Raw genomic sequence first — 16059 nt, 5'->3', positions numbered from 1 at the left:
CCTCGCTAGCGTCATGCCGTGCACCGACGACGCGGGCTGTGGCGGGGAGGCGGACGGGAACGCCGAGCGGGGCGGCGCGGCCGGCGGCTACGGCCGGGGGAGGCGGGGTACCTGGCGGGCGCCGTAGCGGCGCGGACCGGGGACGAGATGTCGGGGCCGGCGCTGCTGCTCCTGGGGGCCGCGGCCACCGGGTCCGCGACCACCGGGGCGGCCCTGCTGGCGGGGCTGACGGTATCGGCGGCGATCGGCGGGCCGGTCGTCGGCGTGCTGCTCGACCGCGGCGCCCGGCCGGGACGCCTGCTGGCCGGTGCCCTCGCGGCCTATGCGGCCGGGATCGCGGCCTGCGCGGTGTTGCTGGGCCGCGTACCCCTCCCGGTGGTCGTCGCGGTGGCCATGGCCACGGGTGTGCTGGGGCCCGTGCTGTCGGCGGGATGGACGGCACAGCTGCCGCGGGTCTTCGGGCCGGAGGTGTCGGCGCGCGGCACCGCCCTGGACGCCATGACCTTCAGCGCCGCCGGCCTGGTGGGCCCCGCTCTGGCCGGGCTCTTGGCGTCGGCGGCCGGGGCGGGCGCGGGCGTCGCCGCGGCCGCGGCACTGATCGCCCTCGCGGCCACCGCGGCGCCGGCGCTGCCGGCCGCCACCGCGGACCGCTCCGCGCCGCGCGCGCCCCGCCCGCAGGGGAGCGCCCGCGCCGCGGTCGGCGGTCCGGGGGCCGGCCGGAGGCTGCGGGGCGCGGACGTCGTTGCGGGGGTCCGGGCGATCGCCGGGAACCGGCCACTCCTGCGCGCGACCGCGGTCTCGTCGGTGTCCCTGGCCGCCAGCGGGATGTTCGTGGTGAGCACCCCCTTATTGGGGGCCCGGCTGCTGGGCGGCCCGGAGAACGGGGTGGTGCTGCTGTCGCTCATGGCCGTGTTCGCGTTGTGCGCCAACGCCGTGCTCGCGGGCCGTCCCACGGCGCTGCGCCCCGAGGCGGTCCTCGTCGCGTGCGTCCTCGCGCAGGCGGCGGGGACGGCGGTCGCCGCGGTGGCCCCCGGGGCTGCGGTGCTGGTCGTCGCGGTGGCGGTGATCGGCGCGGCGGAGGGGCCTCAGCTCACGGCGCTGTTCGCGATCCGCCACCGCGAGGCGCCGGACCACCTGCGCGCCCAGGTCTTCGCGACGGGAGCCAGCCTGAAGATCACCGCGTTCGCGGTCGGCTCCGCTCTCGCGGGCCCCCTCGCCGACGCCTCCCCGGTGCTGTGCCTGGCGACCGCCGCGGCCGTCCATGCGGCGGCGGGAGTCCTGCACGCCCTCCTCGGCGCCCGGGGGCGCCGCGAGGGCGCCCGGTGCGGGCGCCGACCGCTCACTGGAGGGGGCTGGCGGCGATGTGGGCCCAGGTCTGGGTGAACCAGAGGTCGCCGTCGACGCTGTGCGGGCGCAGGCCCGTGGGGGCGCCGCCGACCAGTTCGCGGGCGAGGATGCGCTCGATCCGCCGGGCCGTGTCCTCCGGTGTCCCCGCCTGCCGCAGCCACGGCCGCACCGGGCGCGGGACGTCGAACACCTCGGAGGGCCCGGCGTCGGCGCCCGCCTCGCGCAGCAGGTCGCGGATCGCGTCGACGCGCAGCATCGCGCCGTGCGAGGGGTCGCGCAGCCGCTCGAAGCGGTCGGGGGCGCCGGTGAGCCCGTCGGGCACGACCATGTCGGCGAGCACCACCCGGCCGCCCGGGCGGCAGACGCGCACCAGTTCGGCCACGACCGCGGCGGGCGACGCGACGTGGTGCAGCGAGAACCGGGAGACGGCGAGCGAGAAGGAGTCGTCCAGGAAGGGCAGGCGGGCGGCGTCACCGCGCTGGAAGACGACGTTGCCGATGCCCTCGGCGTCGGCCGCGGCCTTGCCGGTGCGCAGCATCTCCGGGGTGGTGTCGAGCGCCGTCACCTGCCGTGCGCGCAGGGCAAGGCGCCGGGCGACCAGGCCGGTGCCGCAGGCGGAGTCGAGGCAGACGTCGTCGGCCCGGGGCGCGGCGAAGTCGGCCAGGCGGTCCAGGTGGACGGTGAAGGCGGTGTTGAGCCGGGCGTCCTCGAACGACGCGGCCTGCCGCGTGAACTCCCGCTCCGCGGCCTCGCGCATGGCCCCCGCATCCGACACCGGCATCGCCCGTCCTTCCCGTCCACCGCCCCTGCGGCCCGGTCCTCCCCGGCACCGGTGGCACCGCACTGTACCGGACCCGCCACACGTCGGGGCGTGCGCCCGGTGACGGGACGGAGGCGGACGAGGGCAAGGGGCCGGCCCCGAGCCCGGTCCCGACGATCGGGGAGCGGGGAGCGGTACGGACGGCGCTCGCTTCCCGGGGCCCGGCCGGCCCGCGGCGCGGGCCGGCCGTCGCGATCGGCGAAACGCCCCTACCGCTCGCCGGTGGCGCCGCGGGCGGCGGCGACCCCCGCCTCCACCGCGTCTTCCCAGGTCAGATAGCCCTCGTGTTGGATGAAGATCTCACAGATGTAGCCCTCGTCGTCCCAGGCGGCCCACTCGTCGTGGAACGCGGAGGGGTCGCGGAGCCAGGCCGGCGGTACTCCGGGGACGTGGACGTACAGCTCGCCGCCGCCGTCGAGGTCGAGCAGGAACGCGAGCATCCCGGCGCCCTCGGCGTCGATCTCGCGCTCCACGTCGTGGGCGAGGACGCCGCGCTCCGCGAGTTCCGCCATGTAGGCGATCAGCGTCTCGCCGCCGTTGACGTCCACGTCCTCGTTGATGTCGAGGGACCCGATCACGTCCGGGACGCGCCACACGCCCGCCGAGCCCGTGCCGCCCCTCGGCGCGGTGGCGTCCGGAGCGGCGGTCGGGTGCTCCCTGCGGCGCGCGGCCACTTTGTCGAGCCCGGCCTTGACCGCCGCGTTCCAGCCCGGGTGCCCGTTGCCGTTGACGGAGATCTCGACGGGCTCGCCGTTGTCGTCGCCGTTGCGCAGCCGCTCCAGCGGCACGCCCGCGAACCGCAGGGCGAGCGACCACCCGCCCGCGAGTTCCAGCGCGAAGGCCACGTGCCCGTCGCCTTCGGAGCCGGGTACGCGGGCCACATCGCGCACCTCGGCGCCGTGTTCGGCGAGGGCCCGGATGTAGGCGAGTACGGCCGCGCCGCCGTTGGCCGTCACGTCGTCGGCCGGGTCGCCTGCCGCGATCACGTCCGCCATGCTCCACACCCGTGTCACCGTCGAGTCCTCCGTCTCTTCGCGTGGGCGGCCGCGCCGCCGTTCCGTCGCCCCTACGATGTCCGCTCCGGCCGTGCGGTTCCGGCGGCCGGGTGAATTCGACGGGCATCGACACAACCGCTGCGCACACCTCGGATCTTCCGGACCGCCAGGTGGGTATAGTGCCGAGTTTCACCGAAATCGGGGCGAATTCATCCGATGACTGCTGTTAGATTGGTGCGCGAACCGGAGATCGCCCGGTGAGACGGAGGGGACCCGTGGCCGTCACCGACGAAGCCATCCAGAAGCTGAAGCAGATGATCAACAGCGGTCAGCTGCGCCCCGGCGACCGGCTCCCGCGCGAGCCCGAACTCGCCGCCATGCTCAGCCTGTCCCGCAACTCCCTGCGCGAGGCCGTCAAGGCACTCAGCCTGATCAACGTGCTCGATGTCCGCCAGGGCGACGGCACCTACGTCACGAGCCTGCACCCCCGGCTGCTCGTCGACGCCATGGCCTTCGTGGTCGACTTCCACCACGACGACTCCGTGCTGCACTTCCTGGAGGTGCGGCGGATCCTCGAACCCGCCGCGACCGCCATGGCCGCCACGCACATGACCGACGACGCCGCCGCCGAACTCACGAAGGTCCTCGACGCCCTGCCGCCCGACCCCTCGGTCGAGGAGCTCGTGGCCAACGACCAGGAGTTCCACCGGCGTATCGTCGAGGGATCGGGCAACCCCGTGCTGTCGTCGCTGGTCGAGAGCCTGTCGAGCCGCACCCACCGGGCGCGGATCTGGCGCGGGGTCACCCAGGGGTCGGCGGTGGAGCGCACGCTCGCCGAGCACCGCGCGATCTGCCAGGCGATCGTGCAGCACCAGCCCGAGGTGGCCCGTTCCTGGGCCACCGTTCACATCGCCGGTGTCGAGCAGTGGCTGCGGCAGTCCCTGCACGACGACCGCGCCGCCGACCCCGCCGGTGGCCACCGTCCAGCTGTCCCGCCGGCGGGACACTGACCGCACGCCGTTCAGCGGCCGCCGAGCCCGGCGGTGGCGATCCCGCTCACCAGGTGCCGGCGCAGCAGCAGCACCAGCGCCACCGTGGGCAGCATCGACACCACCGACGCCGCCATGACCAGGCTCCACTGGCTGCCCTGCTGGCTGAAGAACAGGCTCAGCCCCAGGGGGACCGTCCCCTTCTCCTCCACGCTCGTGGTGATCACCAGCGGCCACAGGAAGCTGTTCCAGTAGGTGATGAAGGTGAACACCGCCAGCACCGCGATCGAGGGGCGGGCCAGGGGCAGCAACACGGACCAGAAGATCCGCAGCCGCCCGGCGCCGTCGATCGTGGCCGCCTGGTCCAGCTCGCGCGGAACGGTCAGCAGGAACTGGCGCAGCATGAAGGTGCCGAACGCGGTGAACGCCCACGGCAGGACGAGCGCCTGGTAGCTGTCGACCCACCCGAAGTTCAGCATGAGCAGGAACATCGGCACCACCAGGACCTCCTGGGGGAGCATGAGCGTCATCAGGTAGGTCAGGAAGACGGAGTCGCGTCCCCGCCAGCGCAGCCGGGCGAACGCGTAGGCGGCCGTGGTCGACGCCACCAGCACCACCGCCGTTCCCAGCCCCGCCACCAGCAGGCCGTTGAGGATGAACCGCTGGAACGGCAGGTAGTTCATGGCGTCGCTGTAGTTGGCCCACCGGATCTCCGACCCCCACAGCGTGGGCGGGCTGGTGAAGACCTCGCCGGCCGGCTTGAGGGAGGTGGCCACCGTGTAGACGAGCGGGAGCATGAACACCCCCGCCACCGCCCACAGCAGGGTCGCCGACACCGCGTGGCGGATGCGCCCGCGCCGGGGTGCGGTGCGGCGGGGGGCGCCCTGCGCGAGGGCGGCCGGACGGTGCGCGATGAGCTGGTCAGACATCGTAGTTCACCCATTTGCGCTGGGCCGCGAACTGGACGGCGGTGACGATGAAGATGAGCAGGAAGAGGATCCAGCCCGCCGCCGCGGCGGCGCCCAGGGCGTAGGCGGAGAACCCCTGCCGGTAGATGAACAGCACCAGGGTCTCGGTGGCCAGCCCCGGGCCGCCCCCGGTGAGCAGGTAGGGCTGGGCGAAGACCTGGAACGTCGTGATCAGGGTCATCGTGGACGCGAAGAACATGGCGGGCGAGATCATCGGCAGGGTGATGTGCCGGAACCGCGCCCACGCCCCGGCGCCGTCGAGGCTCGCGGCCTCGGTGAGCGAGCGGGGGATGTTGTCGATGGCCGCCGAGAACACCAGCATGTTGTAGCCGAACCCCTGCCAGACGCTCATGGCCACCAGCGCGGCCATGGCCCAGTTCTCGTCGCCGAGGAAGTTGGGCGCCGTGGCGCCGAAGACCTGGAAGAGGCCGTCGATGGCGCCGTCGGGCTGGTAGATCATCCGCCACACCAGGACGTTGGCGACGATGGGCGTGATCACCGGTATGAAGAAGATGACCCGCAGGGTCTGCCGCCCGCGCCGCATCGTGGCGATCCACACGGCCAGTCCGAGGGACACGACGAGGTTCAGCGGCACGTACAGCGCGGTGAACAGCAGCGTGTTGAGGATGACCTGCTGGAAGCGCAGGCTCGTGGCGAGGGCGATGTAGTTGTCCGGGCCGACCGGTGAGCGCTCGCCGAACCCCGGCCAGTCGTAGAAGCTGATGAACAGCGACATGGCGATGGGGAAGAGGGTGAACAGGGTCAGCCCGATGAGGCCGGGGCCGACGAACATGCCCGCTGCGGCGAACTCGCCGCGGGCGCGCCGCCGCGCTCCGGGCGACATCGGCCGCCTCGGGGGCGGTACGGCGCCGCTGCCGGTGCGCTTGCGGGCCGGGGCATCCGGCGTGTGCCGTGCCGATGGGCGGTCGCGCATCGGCAGGTGACTCCCGACGGGCATCGGAGCCTCCCGTGTCGGTGTCGGCCCGCAATGGGGCGGGCCGGGGATCAGGGACCGCGGGCGCCGGAGCGTCCGCGGGGAGGGGTCAGCCGCGCGCGTGCTCGGACTGGACCTGGCGGAGGATGTCGGCGGCGGGGGTGGCGCCGTTGAAGGCGGGCACCCCGTACTGGATGAGGTCGGTGGTGACCTGGGTCCAGTTGGCCGTGGTGCGCAGCGGTTCGGCGGTGGCCGACGCCGCGCTCAGCGCATCGCCGGCCCCGGGTGGCGCGTTGTCGAGCCACGCTTCCTGGGCGGCGGGGCGGGACGGGAAGGCGCGTCCGGAGGCGGCGAGGTCGGTGAGGACGTCGTCGCCGGTGAGGATCTCGATGGCGGCGTAGGCCTCCTCGGGGACCGGGCAGCTGCGCGAGACCCCGAACCCGGAGCCCGCGGAGAGGGTGCGGCTGCCGTCGGGGCCGGCCGGCAGGGGGACCATGCCCAGCTCGAAATCGGACTGGCTGGAGACGTTGAGGATGTCCCACGGTCCGTCGACCACCATGGCGGTGTTGCCGGCGATGAACTGGTTGACGGGGAACAGGGAGTCGTTGCCGGCCAGCGGCGGCGCCACCTTCTGCTCGTGGACGAGGCCCGTGTACCAGGTGGCGCCGTCGACGACCGGTGCGGAGCCGAGGTCCAGGGTGCGTTCGGGGGTGACGGGCTGGGCCCCGCTGTAGGTGAGGATGAGCGGGAACATGTGGAGGTCGGAGGGGAAGGCGCTGAAGCCGTGGTCGCCGCCGCCGGTGAGGTCGCGGGCCGCGGCCTCGAAGTCCTCGATGGTCCACCCGGGCTCGGGCTCGGGCACGCCGGCCTCGGCGAAGCGGTCCTTGTTGTAGAGCATGATCATCGGACCGCTGTCGTAGGGCAGCGCGTACTGGCGGCCGTCGGCCTCCAGGCCGGCGAGGGCGGCGGGGTCGAAGTCGCCGAGGTCGGTGCCCTGGGTTTCGATGAGGTCGCCGATGGGGCGCATCCCCTCTTGGAGCGCGCCCAGCCGCGGGCTCTGCGCGCTCACGATGCACGGCGCGGATTCGGCGGCCATGCGGGTGCCGATCTTGGTGAAGTAGTCGTCGAAGGACGTGGTCTCCAGGTTCACCGTGATGTCGGGGCGGGCGTCGGTGACGGCGTCGGCCGCCCGCTGCCAGGCGTCGCGCTCGGCGGTGCCCCCGGACCACATCATCCAGGTCAGGGTGGTGCGGCCCGAGGCGTCGGTCGAGCCGCCCGCCGAGCCGTCGGGGGCGCACCCGGCCGCCGCGGTCAGCGCGAGCGCCAGGCCCAGGGCGGCGGCCGCCGGGCGGCGCGCGGTCGGTGTCATGGTGGTCTCCTCCCGCTCGCGGGTCAGCTCCTGGGCGGGACCCGCAGGCCGTGCATGCCGCCGTCGACGGCGAGCACGGTGCCGGTGGTGGCGCCCGACAAGGGACTGGCGAGATGGCAGATCGCGTGCGCGACCTCGGCCGCGGTCACCAGGCGGCCGGTGGGCTGGCGGGCGTTGAGCCGGGCGCGTTCGGCTCCGGGGTCGGGGGCGGCGGCGAGCAGCCGCCCCACCCACGGGGTGTCGGCGGTGCCGGGGTTCACGCAGTTGACCCGGACGCCCTGGGGCAGGTGGTCGGCCGCCATGGCCAGGGTGAGCGCCTGAACGGCCCCCTTGGAGGCGGAGTAGAGGGCGCGGGCGGGCAGCCCGGCCCACCCCGCGATGGAGCAGGTGTTCACTATGGCGGCGTGGTCGGAGGCGGCCAGGTGCGGCAGCGCCGCCCGGGCGACCCGGACCATGCCCACCACGTTGACATCGAGCACGTGGTGCCACTCGCTATCGGGGTTGTCGGCGACCGTGCCCTGGGCGCCGATCCCGGCGTTGTTGACCAGGATGTCCAGGCCGCCGAAGGCGTCGGCGACGCGGGTGACCGCCGCGACGACCGAGGCGTCGTCGGTGACGTCGGCCTCGACCGCCAGGTGCTGATCGGGCACCCCGGTGACATCGCGGTCCAGGACCGCGGTGCGCGCGCCGCGGTCGGCGAGGAGGTCGGCGGTCGCGGCGCCGATGCCCGACCCGCCGCCGGTGACGAGGGCGGTGAGCCCGTCGAATTCGCCCATCAGGGGTGCTCCTTCGCGGTGGCCGTGGTGGAGGGGGTGGGGCCGCCGGGAACGGGGGCCCAGGCCGGCCCGTGCGGGTAGGCGAATTCGCGCAGGGTGGAGTCGGTCATCTGCGCGGAGAAGCCGGGCAGGCGGGGTGCGGTGTAGGCGCCGCCGCGCACGGTGGCGGGGTCGAGGAAGCGGTCGTGCAGGTGGTCGACGTACTCGATGACGCGGTCGCCGATGTCGGCGGAGACCGCGGCGTAGTCGAACATGGACAGGTGGCGGACGAGTTCGCACAGCCCCACGCCGCCGGCGTGCGGGCAGACCGGCACGCCGAACTTGGCGGCGAGCAGCAGGATCGCGATGTTCTCGTTGACGCCGGCCACGCGGGCGGCGTCGATCTGGAGGACGTCGATCGCCTCCGCCTGGAGCAGCTGCTTGAAGACGACCCGGTTCTGCACGTGCTCGCCGGTGGCGACCTTGACCGGGGCGACCGAGCGGCGGATGGCGGCGTGGCCCAGGACGTCGTCGGGGCTGGTGGGCTCCTCGATCCACCACGGGTCGAACGGGGCGAGCGCGTTGATCCACTCGACGGCGGTGCCGACGTCCCAGCGCTGGTTGGCGTCGACCGCGACCCGGACCTCCGGGCCGACCGCCTCGCGCACCAGGCGCATGCGCCGGACGTCGTCGGCGAGGTCGGCGCCGACCTTCAGCTTGATCTGGGTGAAGCCGTCGGCGACCGCCGCGCGGGCGAGGCGCACGAGCTTGTCGTCGGAGTAGCCCAGCCAGCCGGGGGTGGTGGTGTAGGCGGGGTAGCCCTCGGCGAGCAGGCGGTCGATGCGCCGTGCGCGGCCGGGTTCGGCGCGGCGCAGCAGCTCCAGGGCTTCGCCGGGGGTGAGGGCGTCGGTGAGGTAGCGGAAGTCGACCAGCGCGACCAGTTCCTCGGGGCTCATCCCGGCGAGCAGCCGCCACAGGGGGAGGCCGGCGCGTTTGGCCTTGAGGTCCCATAAGGCGTTGACGACGGCGGAGACCGCCATGTGCATGACGCCTTTCTCGGGCCCCAGCCAGCGCAGCTGGGAGTCGTGCACGAGCGAGCGCCAGGTGGCGCCCATGTCGTCGAGCACCGGGTCGAGGTCGCGGCCCAGGAGGTAGGGGGCGAGGACGTCGATGGCGGCGACCTGGACGTCGTTGCCGCGGCCGATGGTGAACGCGAAGCCGTGTCCGCAGTGGCCGTCGCCGGCGTCGGTGCCGATCACGACGTAGGCGGCGGAGTAGTCGGGGTCGGGGTTCATGGCGTCGGAGCCGTCGAGCGTCCGCGAGGTGGGGAAGCGGACGTCGGAGGTGGTGAAGGAGGTGATGCGGGCCATCACGCCGCGCCGATCTGTTGCCGTTGGCGGCCGAGGCCGTCGATCTCGCATTCGACGGTGTCGCCCGGGCGCAGGTAGGGCTTGGGGTCGGGCATCCCCAGCGCCACGCCCTCGGGAGTGCCGGTGTTGATGACGTCGCCGGGCTCCAGCACCATGAACCGGCTGAGGTAGTGCACGAGTTCGGCGACCCCGAAGATCATGTCGGCGGTGGTGGAGTCCTGCCGTTTCTCGCCGTTGACCCACAGGCGGATGCCGAGGTCGTCGGGGTCGGGCACGGAGTCGGCGGTGACCAGCCAGGGGCCCATGGGGTTGAAGGTCTCGCAGTTCTTGCCCTTGTCCCACTGGCCGCCGCGTTCGAGCTGGAAGGCGCGTTCGGAGACGTCGTGGCAGACGACGTAGCCGGCGACCTTGGACAGGGCGTCCTCGGGGCTTTCGGTGTAGCGGGCGGTGGCGCCGATGACCACGCCCAGTTCGACTTCGTAGTCGGTCTTGGTGCTGCCGCGCGGGACCAGCACGGGGTCGTCGGGGCCCACGACGGTGGAGGCCGCCTTCATGAAGACGATGGGCTCCTCGGGCACGGCCGCGCCGGTCTCGGCGGCGTGGCGGCGGTAGTTCAGCCCGATGCAGACGATCTTGCCGGGGCGCGGGATCGGGGCGCCGATCCGGGTGCCGCCGGGCGCCTCCGGCAGCTCGGGCAGCCGGCCCTGGTCCAGCGCGGCCCGGGCGAGGCCGATTCCTTCGGGGGTCACGGGGACGGACGGTAGGACCCCGCCGAGGTCGAGGAGGGTTCCGTCGTCGGTGCGGACGGCGGGCCGTTCGTGCCCCGCGGGGCCGACGTGCAGCAGCTTCATGAATGCTCCAGACATCCGATGTTAAGCGTGGGCAAGGTAACAGACATCCGATGAAAAGCGCAATGGCGGAGGGTGAACCTGTGGACGGGACGCACTGATTCTCCTGCAATGGGCCGTGGATCAGCGATTATCCGATCGGCGGCCGAGTCGGCCGCGATTCCGCGGTCATTGACGGCGCGGATGGAACATCGTATGTTTCGGGGTGTCCTGCGTCACTCCGGGTCGCGGTGCCGGCCCGCGGCGCACGTCCCGCCGCCCCGTGGTCACCGGGCGGCGGCACCCCCGACCGTGAGGAAGAGGCCCCATGGCGATGTTCACGACCGACCCCACGCGCCAGGCGGAGTTCGCGCGGTTCGCACGCGAGGTCCCCTCGTGGTACCGCGACGCGAAGTTCGGGATCTTCGTGCACTGGGGCGCCTACTCCGTACCCGCGTGGGCCGAGCCGATCGGCGAACTCGGCACGATCGACCGCCCCACCTGGTTCCGGCACAACCCCTACGCCGAGTGGTACGCCAACACCGTCCGCATCGACGGCGCCCCCGCCCGGGAGCACCAGCGGCAGGCGCACGGCGGCGCCCCCTACGACGACTTCCTCGACCAGTGGGGCGCCGAGGAGTTCGACGCCGACGCCATGGTCGGCCTCTTCGCCCGCACCGGCGCCCGCTACGTCGTGCCCACCTCCAAGCACCACGACGGCATCGCCCTGTGGGACGCCCCCGGTACCGGCACCCGCAACACCGTGCACCGCGGCCCCCGCCGCGACCTCATCGCCGAGTTCGAGCAGGCGTCGCGCCGGGCCGGCCTGCGCTTCGGGGTCTACTACTCCGGCGGCCTGGACTGGAACTTCACCGATCTCCCGCCGATCACCGACGACGACTTCCACAACCGGCGCCCCCTCGGCGAGGACTACAACACCTTCGCCTACGCCCATGTCAGGGACCTCATCGACCGCTACCGCCCTGATGTGCTGTGGAACGACATCGAGTGGCCCGACTCCGGCAAGCGCGAAGGCCCCGAAGGACTGGTCGAGCTGTTCGACCACTACTACGCCACCGTCCCGCACGGCGTCGTCAACGACCGGTGGGGGCTGACCCACTGGGACTTCCGCACCAGCGAGTACCAGCAGGGCACCGAATCCGAGAACTCCTCCATGTGGGAGAACACCCGGGGCATCGGCTACTCCTTCGGCTACAACCGGGTCGAGGACGAACGCCACTACCTCGACGGCCCCGGCGTCATCCGGCACCTGGTCGACGTCGTCTCCCGCGGCGGCAACCTGCTGCTCAACGTCGGCCCCGACTCCGCCGGGCGGCTGCCGGCCCAGCAGAAGGCGGCGCTGGAGGCCGTCGCCGGCTGGACCGGGCTCAACGGCGGCGCGGTCTTCGACAGCACCGTGCTCGACCCCGCCGTCGCCGGGCCGGGCGGGGAGCCGTGGGTGCGCTGGACCCGCACCGGCGGCCACGCCAACGCCTTCATCGACGCCGCCGGGACCGTCTCCGTGGCGGGCGACCCCGGCGCCCTCGACCTCTCAGCCGCCCGGACCCCCGACGGCACCCCGGTCGCGGCGCGCGGCGAGGACGGCCGCATCGTCGTCGACCTGCCCGCGGCCGCCGCCGTCCCCGGCCCCGCCGTGGTCGTGATCCCGCTGGCCGGCCGGTGACCCCCGGCCGCGGCCGCCGGCGCCCGCGCGCGGCCGAGGAGGCCGCCGCGTGACCGGCCGAGGCCACGACCCGCACCCCGCGCCGGCCCGCCCGCTGGGCCGCGGCGGGCTGCGGGTGGGCCCCTACTCCTTCGGCGGGGCCCAGCTCGGCAACCTCGACCGCGAGGTGCCCGACCACGAGTGGACCGGCGCCGTTCCGGCGGCCTGGGCCGGCGGGGCGCGCTACTTCGACGTCGCCCCCCACTACGGCCTGGGGCTGGCCGAACGCCGGCTGGGCGCCGCCCTGGCCGGGCTGCCGGCGGCCGACGGCGCCATCGTCTCGACCAAGGTCGGCCGGCTCCTCGCGCCCGGCCCCGGAACGGGCACCGACCCCGAGGGCTTCGCCGTCCCCGACACCTCCGTGCGCGTATCCGACTACAGCCGCGACGGCGTCCTGCGCTCCCTCGAAGCGAGCCTGGAGCGCCTGGGCCGCGACAGCGTCGACATCCTCTACGTCCACGACCCCGACCACCACTACCGCGAGGCCATGGAGGGCGCGTTCCCGGCATTGGCGGAACTGCGCTCCCAGGGGGTCGTGCGCTCCTACGGGGCGGGGATGAACCAGTCGGAGATGCTCACCCGGTTCGTGTGCGGCACCGACCTCGACGTCGTCCTGCTCGCCGGCCGCTACACCCTGCTCGAACAGGGGGCGCTCGACGACCTGCTGCCCGAATGCGCGCGCCGCGGCGTCTCGGTCGTGGCCGGGGGCGCGTTCAACTCCGGCCTCCTGGCCACCGAGCACCCCCGCCCTGGCGCCGCCTACAACTACGCGCCCGCACCGGACGAACTGCTCCGGCGCGCCCGCGCCATCGCCGCCGTCTGCGAGCGCCACGGCACCACCCTGCCCGCCGCCGCGGCCCGGTTCCCGCTGGGCCACCCGGCCGTCGCAACGGTCTGCCTGGGCTCCTACTCCGCCGATCAGGCCGCCCGCAACGCCGCGCTCTTCCGCGCGCCCGTCCCGGGCGACCTGTGGGCCGACCTCGCCGACTCCGGGCTCCTGCGCGCCGACGCCCCGGTGCCGCACGCCGGTCCCGGCGGCGCTCCCGGCCCCGCCGCCACGGAAGGACACCCCGCCTGATGCGCGTCGCCCTGCACTCCCTGCTGCGAGAAGGCCAGGAGGACGGATACGAGCACGCCCACCAGCGCATCCCCGACGACCTCGACGCCGCGTTCCGCCGGGTGGGCATCCATGACTGGACCATCTGGCGCAGCGGCCGCCACCTGTTCCACGTGGTCGACTGCGACGACTTCGGCGCGGCCATGGACGCCCTCGACTCCGACCCCGCCAACCTCCGGTGGCAGGCGTTCATCAACCGCTACGTCGACCGCTTCGTCACCGGGCCGGACGGCGGTACCGCCCGGCCCGAGGTGTGGCGGCTGCGCCGCCAGCGGGGGGAGGTCCGATGACCGCCATCGACGCCCACCAGCACTTCTGGCGGCCGTCCCCGGGGCGCTACACCTGGCTGGGGCCCGGCGACGCCCCGATCGCCCGGAACTGGGACGAGCACGACCTCGCCCCGCTGCTGGAGGGCACCGGGGTGGCCCGCACCGTCCTGGTCCAGGCGGAGAACTCCCGTGCCGACACCGACGACATGCTCGCGGTGTGCGACCGCTGGCCGGCCGCCGCGGCGGTCGTCGGATGGGTCCCCCTGGAGCGCCCGGCCGAGGCCGCGGCGGAGCTGGAGGGGCTGGCCGCCGACCCCCGGTTCGTGGGCGTCCGCCACCTCAACCACAACGAACCCGATCCCGACTGGCTCGTGCGGCCGGAGGTGGTCGAGAGCCTGCGCCTGCTGGCGCCGCTCGGCCTGACCTTCGACGTCGTCGCCATCGGCGCGCGCGACCTCGCCCATGTGGCCGCCCTCGCCGACGAGCTGCCCGGCCTCACGCTGGTCGTCGACCACCTGGGCGCGCCGCCGATCGCCGGCGGCGACCCCGCCCCCTGGGCGGCGGCCCTGGCCGAGGCGGCGGCCCGGCCCAACGTCGTCGCCAAGGTCTCGGGCCTGGGGACGCTCACCGGCACCCCCGACTGGACCGCCGATTCCCTGCGGCCCTTCATCGACCACGCGCTGCGCGCCTTCGGCGCGGGGCGGCTGATGTTCGGCGGCGACTGGCCCGTCTGCGAGCTCGCCGGCGGCTACCGCCGGGTCCTGGCCGCCGTCGACGCCTGCACGGCCGGATGGCCCGCCGCCGACCGCGACCGCCTGTTCTCCGGGACCGCCACGGAGGTCTACGGCCTGGCCGGCCTCCCGGGGCCGGCCGCGTAGGTCCTGTTCCCCGGGGCGCTCCACCCCCGGCGGAGGCGTAGTGACCAGTACTGCTAATCTGGTCACTACGCCAGCCGAGGAGTCCGGTGCCATGCCCCGTCCGTCCATCCCCGACCGCGCCAACATCGTCCTCGACCACGCGCGGGCGCTGATCCTGGAGAAGGGCTACGACCGCGCCACCATGGCCGAGGTCGCCCGGCGCGCGGGTGTCGGCAAGGGCGCGCTCTACCTGGACTTCGCGTCCAAGGAGGCGCTGCTCGACGCCCTGCTCACACGGTCGGTGCGGGCACTGGCGGCGGCCGTGCGCGCCCGGGTCGCGGACGGCCCCGGCCCGGTCGCGCTGTCCACGGCCTACCGCTACGGCCTCGAAGCGCTCCTCGGCGACGACCTCATGCTCGCCTTCTACCTCAGCGACACCGGAGTTCTCGGCGGATACGTCCGTGACAAGGGTGCGGCGCGCTACGGGCCGCGCATGGACTGGCTGGCGGAGTACCTGGCCGGCCTCCAGCGGGCCGGGCTGGTGCGCGCCGACCTCGATCCGCCCGCCGCCGCCACGCTGCTGTCCGTCTTCGCCGTCGGCCTGATCAACGCCTCGCCCGCACTCGGCGCCCTCTCGCGCGAGCGGTTGCGCGCCACCGTGGACCTGCTCGCCGCTCTGGTCGCCGACGGCTGGGAGACCCCCGGCGAACCCGCCGATCCCCGTGCCGCGCGCGACGCGCACGCCCTGCTGCTGGACCGCCTCTCCCCACCGGACGAAGGAGCACCATGACCGCCGATGCCTTCCGCGACCACCGCGACCTCGCCCTGCCGGGCGGCCCGCTGCGGGTCTACGAGGCGGGCCCCGCCACCGGGCCGCCCGTCGTGCTGCTGCACGGCGCGATGCTCGACACCGCCCCGTTCACCTGGCGGCACCTGATGCCGGTGCTGGCCCGCGACCGCAGGGTGATCGCGCCCGACCTGCCCCGCCACGGGGGCTCGCGCCCCTGGAGCGGTACGCTGGACCAGGCGCGGCTGTCCGCCGTCCTGACCGAGCTGCTGGACCGCCTGGAGGTGGAGCGGGCCGATCTCGTCGGGCTGTCCATGGGCGGGGGCCTCGCGGTCGGCCACGCGCTCGACCACCCCGGGCGGGTGCGCTCCGTCGTGGCCTCGGCCCCGGGCGGGATCGAGGCGCGGCGCCCGGCGCAGTTCGCCACCTGGCTCCTGACGCGGTCCGACGCCCTGTGGCGCTGGACCGCCGCGTGGGTGGCGGCGTCGCCCGCGCTGCTGCGCCGCTCCATGGAGCGCAGCCTGGCCGCGGGAGCCGGGACCCCGGATTTCGCCGCCCTCATGGCGCTCGCCGAAGCCGAGGCCCGGCGCCAGCGGGAGCACCGCCAGCGGGCGCTGGACGACTGGCAGATCGCGGCCTACGGGCCGCGGCGGATGCGGTTCGACCTGTCCCCGCGGCTGCCGGAGCTGGTTCCCCCGTCGCTGTGGCTGCACGGCGTCCACGACACCCTCGTGCCCGCCGAGGTCGTGCGCCGCGCCGCCGCCGCGTCGCCCGGGGGCCGGTTCGTGTCGATCGAGGACGCGGGCCACCTGGCCCCGCTCGACCGGCCCGGCCCGTTCGCGGAGCTGGTCACCGCGTTCCTCGCCGACGTGCACGGCTGAGGGTGCCGTCCATGGCGGCCAGCCGCAGGTACGGGCCGCGCGGTCGCGCCC

The 16059-nt window shown here is 74.3% G+C and carries 16 protein-coding genes; 8 read left to right on the top strand and 8 right to left on the bottom strand.

From position 1 onward, the window contains the following. Positions 1 to 18 precede the first annotated feature (18 nt). Complete coding sequence (locus tag ACFO4E_RS04615) at positions 19 to 1383, top strand: MFS transporter (protein ID WP_378571756.1); 1365 nt, start codon at positions 19 to 21, stop codon at positions 1381 to 1383. On the opposite strand, the gene ACFO4E_RS04610 is transcribed toward ACFO4E_RS04615, so the two are convergent. Both ACFO4E_RS04610 and ACFO4E_RS04605 read right to left on the bottom strand, forming a co-directional pair. After that, the gene (locus ACFO4E_RS04610) at positions 1340 to 2128 is read right to left on the bottom strand and encodes a class I SAM-dependent methyltransferase (RefSeq protein ID WP_378571755.1); all 789 of its coding nucleotides are present in this window, start codon (positions 2126 to 2128) and stop codon (positions 1340 to 1342) included. The genes ACFO4E_RS04615 and ACFO4E_RS04610 overlap by 44 nt on opposite strands. A 248-nt stretch (positions 2129 to 2376) precedes the next feature. Next, the gene (locus tag ACFO4E_RS04605; RefSeq protein WP_378571754.1) at positions 2377 to 3162 is read right to left on the bottom strand and encodes a hypothetical protein; all 786 of its coding nucleotides are present in this window, start codon (positions 3160 to 3162) and stop codon (positions 2377 to 2379) included. 275 nt (positions 3163 to 3437) lie between these two features. On the opposite strand from ACFO4E_RS04605, the gene ACFO4E_RS04600 reads away from it, so the two are divergent. After that, positions 3438 to 4172, top strand: a complete 735-nt coding sequence (locus ACFO4E_RS04600; RefSeq protein ID WP_378571753.1) for a FadR/GntR family transcriptional regulator — start codon at positions 3438 to 3440, stop codon at positions 4170 to 4172. Positions 4173 to 4183: 11 nt separating this feature from the next. Here the strand turns inward: ACFO4E_RS04600 and ACFO4E_RS04595 are convergent, their stop codons facing one another. The 6 genes from ACFO4E_RS04595 to ACFO4E_RS04570 form a co-directional block, all read right to left on the bottom strand. Further along, the gene (locus ACFO4E_RS04595) at positions 4184 to 5080 is read right to left on the bottom strand and encodes a carbohydrate ABC transporter permease (RefSeq protein WP_378571752.1); all 897 of its coding nucleotides are present in this window, start codon (positions 5078 to 5080) and stop codon (positions 4184 to 4186) included. After that, entirely contained in the window at positions 5073 to 6077 is a 1005-nt protein-coding gene (locus ACFO4E_RS04590; protein ID WP_378571751.1) for a carbohydrate ABC transporter permease, read from the bottom strand. Before ACFO4E_RS04590 ends, ACFO4E_RS04595 begins: the two co-directional genes overlap by 8 nt. Before the next feature lie 85 nt (positions 6078 to 6162). Further along, a complete protein-coding gene (locus ACFO4E_RS04585; protein WP_378571750.1) occupies positions 6163 to 7422 on the bottom strand; it encodes an ABC transporter substrate-binding protein in 1260 nt (419 codons plus the stop codon). 23 nt (positions 7423 to 7445) lie between these two features. Beyond that, positions 7446 to 8198: an SDR family NAD(P)-dependent oxidoreductase gene (locus ACFO4E_RS04580; RefSeq protein ID WP_378571749.1), complete on the bottom strand. Its 753-nt coding sequence runs from the start codon at positions 8196 to 8198 to the stop codon at positions 7446 to 7448. After that, positions 8198 to 9547: an L-fuconate dehydratase gene (locus tag ACFO4E_RS04575; RefSeq protein WP_378571958.1), complete on the bottom strand. Its 1350-nt coding sequence runs from the start codon at positions 9545 to 9547 to the stop codon at positions 8198 to 8200. The genes ACFO4E_RS04580 and ACFO4E_RS04575 overlap by 1 nt, the downstream gene beginning before the upstream one ends. Continuing rightward, a complete protein-coding gene (locus tag ACFO4E_RS04570) occupies positions 9547 to 10413 on the bottom strand; it encodes a fumarylacetoacetate hydrolase family protein (protein WP_378571748.1) in 867 nt (288 codons plus the stop codon). Before ACFO4E_RS04570 ends, ACFO4E_RS04575 begins: the two co-directional genes overlap by 1 nt. Before the next feature lie 289 nt (positions 10414 to 10702). Between ACFO4E_RS04570 and ACFO4E_RS04565 the strand changes: the two genes are divergently transcribed. The 6 genes from ACFO4E_RS04565 to ACFO4E_RS04540 all read left to right on the top strand — a co-directional run bounded on the left by ACFO4E_RS04565 (position 10703) and on the right by ACFO4E_RS04540 (position 16008). Then, the gene (locus ACFO4E_RS04565; RefSeq protein ID WP_378571747.1) at positions 10703 to 12058 is read left to right on the top strand and encodes an alpha-L-fucosidase; all 1356 of its coding nucleotides are present in this window, start codon (positions 10703 to 10705) and stop codon (positions 12056 to 12058) included. 49 nt (positions 12059 to 12107) lie between these two features. Next, positions 12108 to 13175: an aldo/keto reductase gene (locus tag ACFO4E_RS04560; protein ID WP_378571746.1), complete on the top strand. Its 1068-nt coding sequence runs from the start codon at positions 12108 to 12110 to the stop codon at positions 13173 to 13175. After that, positions 13175 to 13504 (top strand): L-rhamnose mutarotase, encoded by a 330-nt coding sequence (locus tag ACFO4E_RS04555; RefSeq protein WP_378571745.1) that lies wholly within the window; start codon positions 13175 to 13177, stop codon positions 13502 to 13504. The genes ACFO4E_RS04560 and ACFO4E_RS04555 overlap by 1 nt, the downstream gene beginning before the upstream one ends. After that, a complete protein-coding gene (locus ACFO4E_RS04550; protein WP_378571744.1) occupies positions 13501 to 14361 on the top strand; it encodes an amidohydrolase family protein in 861 nt (286 codons plus the stop codon). Before ACFO4E_RS04555 ends, ACFO4E_RS04550 begins: the two co-directional genes overlap by 4 nt. Positions 14362 to 14452: 91 nt before the next feature. Beyond that, positions 14453 to 15130: a TetR/AcrR family transcriptional regulator gene (locus ACFO4E_RS04545; RefSeq protein WP_378571743.1), complete on the top strand. Its 678-nt coding sequence runs from the start codon at positions 14453 to 14455 to the stop codon at positions 15128 to 15130. After that, entirely contained in the window at positions 15127 to 16008 is an 882-nt protein-coding gene (locus ACFO4E_RS04540; RefSeq protein ID WP_378571742.1) for an alpha/beta fold hydrolase, read from the top strand. The genes ACFO4E_RS04545 and ACFO4E_RS04540 overlap by 4 nt, the downstream gene beginning before the upstream one ends. The last annotated feature ends 51 nt before the right edge of the window (positions 16009 to 16059 follow it).

It is taken from the genome of Nocardiopsis mangrovi, assembly GCF_042653925.1.
GTDB classification, from domain to species: Bacteria; Actinomycetota; Actinomycetes; order Streptosporangiales; family Streptosporangiaceae; genus Nocardiopsis_B; species Nocardiopsis_B mangrovi.
Note: the sequence above shows the minus strand (reverse complement) of the source record. Positions and strands in the feature narration are given on the sequence as shown.